Raw genomic sequence first — 2966 nt, forward strand, 5'->3', positions numbered from 1 at the left:
CCTTCTTAAGTGCACATTTAAGTACACAGTTTATGCTCATAATAAGGAATGAGGTAACAATTTGAATAAAAAAGCGTTATACACACGGATAAATACATTAAGAAAAATGATCACAAAAAAAAGCGTTCTCCTTTTCACCTTCAGCGTTTTCTGCATTTCAACTTTTGCTCAAACAAATCGCAGCAAGAGTGATGTTATTAATTATTTAAATGATGCCATAAAAAACAGAAAGGTAATTGTAGGCCAGCATTGTGAAAATGGGAAATTAACATCATACGGTTTTAACAGATTTGTACAGGCTTTAAAAGATTCAACTGGCAAATACCCTGCACTAATAGGGTTAGAATATGGATACACGGTTGGAAATGATTTGAATGCCATTAATACTTTTGCTATTGGCCAATGGAAAAGAGGTGGACTGGTTGCAATTAGCTGGCATGCGGATAACCCCTTTGACGATGGCAAATACAATTGCCGGATGAACAGCATAAAGTACAAAAACATAATCGATCTGAACGCACTGTTAAGCAACGCGCCAAACTCAGCTGCCAAAATAAGCTACAGGCAAGAACTGACCAAGGTGGCTTTAGCCCTGAAACAGCTACAGGATAACGGCGTGGTAGTTTTATGGCGCCCGTTTCATGAAATGAATGGTAATTGGTTTTGGTGGGGCACAGATGGTGGCAGAAGAGCAACAAATACCGAAGCTTATAAAAACCTTTGGAAGGATATGTACAATACTTTTGTAAACGAGTATGGTTTAAAAAACCTGATATGGGTATATACACCTAACAAACAAAATAAGTACACATCAACTCTTCAAGCAACATATCCGGGTGCACAATATGTAGATGTGGTTGGTATAGATATGTATACCCCAAGGCCAGTGTTTCCTGATTATGAAGACCTTAAAGCGTTTAATAAGCCCATTGTAGTAGGTGAGGTTGGGCCAACAGCTGCGGGATACGGCACTTTTGATGAGATGGACCTAATTGATCTTTTACGAGGAAAAGCAGCTTACTTTTTACAATGGAATGGGTGGGATCAAGCTAAAATTGGGATAAGAGATAATCCCAATTTCAAGAAAATGATGAATCAGCCCTATTCAATTACTTTACAGTAGTAAAGTAACATAAACAAGCATGAGTAAAATCCTTTTTAATAAATAGTCTATGTAAATTACAGCTGTTTATTAAAAAGGATTTTTATATACCCCAAACTTTTGCTGAATGATATAAAATAAAAACGGCACGTCATCAATAAGATACCTTTTCCATAATCTTTTAGGCTCTTTTAATAACCTGTAGGCCCATTCCATATGTAATTTTTGGTATAACATGGGTGCCCTTTTAATATTCCCGGCTTCAAAATCAATTGTTGCACCCAGGGCCATAAACAAGTCTATATTTTTTAATTGATCCTTATACTTAACTATCCACTTTTCCTGCTTAGGAGCGCCTAAGCCAACTACAAGGATGTTAGCGCCAGAATTATATATACGATCAACTATGTCCTGGCATTCCTGCTTATTATGCTCAAATGTAAAGGTGGGCGAATATGCTCCTACAACCATATTGGCCTCTACTTTTTCATTGATATTGTTCATTGCTTTTTCGGCCACGCCTTCGGCCGCGCCCAGTAAAAATATCTTAACGTCTTTATTATTTTTATGATAATTATAAAAAGCCGGTAAAAATGACGATCCCGGAATAACCTCTTTAAAACCTGTCCCTATAAACTTAGCTGCCATATTCAGGATTTTGCTATCACATATAACCCAATCAGCGTGGTTATATGCCTTATAAAATTCTTCGTCTTTTTGCAACTTTATTACGTGATCAACATTAGGAGTAAAAAGTACCCCTTTTTTTAATTTAGCCAACAGATCATCCAAATGGATAGATGCTATATCAATATTGAGAATCTTATTTTTAGACATTTTCTTTAATTAATTCTGAATAAWTATCTTCTAATTTTTTTACGTAATTCCGGGTATCGTAGTTCAACTTAATTGTTTCGCTGGCAGCAAAAGAAAGCGCTTTTAGTTTTTCATTGTCCTGCATCAAATTTTTCATTTGATGATAAATGTCCTGTCCGTTGYATTTCAATACTCTTAATCCGTTAACTTCGGGTTGCACCACAAACTTCATTGAAGCCTCGTCTGTAACAACCGGAACCAAACCGCATGACATTGTTTCCAATAGCGACATCGGAAGCCCCTCACTGTGTCTTGATGGTAATAAAAATATATCAGATTCATGTATGATCTTCAATTTTTCATCCCCGGCTACCACGCCCTTATAAATTGCATCTTCGCCCATAATTTTTTCACATGAAGAAACAAAATGATCAAGATCAGGCCCTGCCCCACAGATCACAAATCTAAAGCTTACTTCGGGATATAATAATTTTACAGCTTCTATAATATCGTCAATACCCTTACTTTCGGTAATCCGGGCCAGATAAAGCACCTGTGGTTTTTTGTTACTATTACCCTTTTGGTTATAATTAAAATATGAGGTATCTACTGCATTTTCAAGGCTAATTGCACCTTTAAATTTAAAGTTTTCCTCAACCACTTTATTTTCAATCTCACTGAGTACTATAACCTTATCACAATCATTTAAGATGCGCTGTATAAAAAAATCCAAAAACTTGCTGTTTGTGGGCAACATCAGGTATTTACCGCCATGAATATGTACTATAACCTTTTTACGCAATAGTTTAGCAATAACCAGGGCCGCATATTCACGCAATATTCCCATAGCATCAAACGGAACGTTTAAGTGAACCAGTTGTATTTTATTCTTTATTAAAAAATATGGAAACTTTACTAAAAATGCAACCTGCTTAGTAAACCATTTAAGCCCTTTGCCATTATTGTTATCATCCCGATAACCCATTTCAAAGAGAAAAGTTTCATGTTTACTTAATTTAATAATTGTTGACGCCACCGTAGCAATACC

At 36.0% G+C, this 2966-nt stretch carries 3 protein-coding genes; 1 reads left to right on the plus strand and 2 read right to left on the minus strand.

Annotated features, from left to right (window positions below; translation table 11 throughout):
- Positions 1–106 precede the first annotated feature (106 nt).
- Positions 107–1123, plus strand: a complete 1017-nt coding sequence (locus tag AC1DRQ_RS30490; protein ID WP_429394394.1) for a glycosyl hydrolase — start codon at positions 107–109, stop codon at positions 1121–1123.
- 69 nt (positions 1124–1192) lie between these two features.
- On the opposite strand, the gene AC1DRQ_RS30495 is transcribed toward AC1DRQ_RS30490, so the two are convergent.
- Together AC1DRQ_RS30495 and AC1DRQ_RS30500 are read right to left on the minus strand one after the other, a co-directional pair.
- Positions 1193–1939 (minus strand): WecB/TagA/CpsF family glycosyltransferase, encoded by a 747-nt coding sequence (locus AC1DRQ_RS30495; protein ID WP_477429724.1) that lies wholly within the window; start codon positions 1937–1939, stop codon positions 1193–1195.
- Positions 1932–2966: glycosyltransferase family 4 protein (locus AC1DRQ_RS30500; RefSeq protein WP_477429726.1), on the minus strand; the 1035-nt coding region annotated here is incomplete at its 5' end. The genes AC1DRQ_RS30500 and AC1DRQ_RS30495, both read right to left, overlap by 8 nt.

It is taken from the genome of Mucilaginibacter sp. P4_E8 (assembly GCF_056401495.1).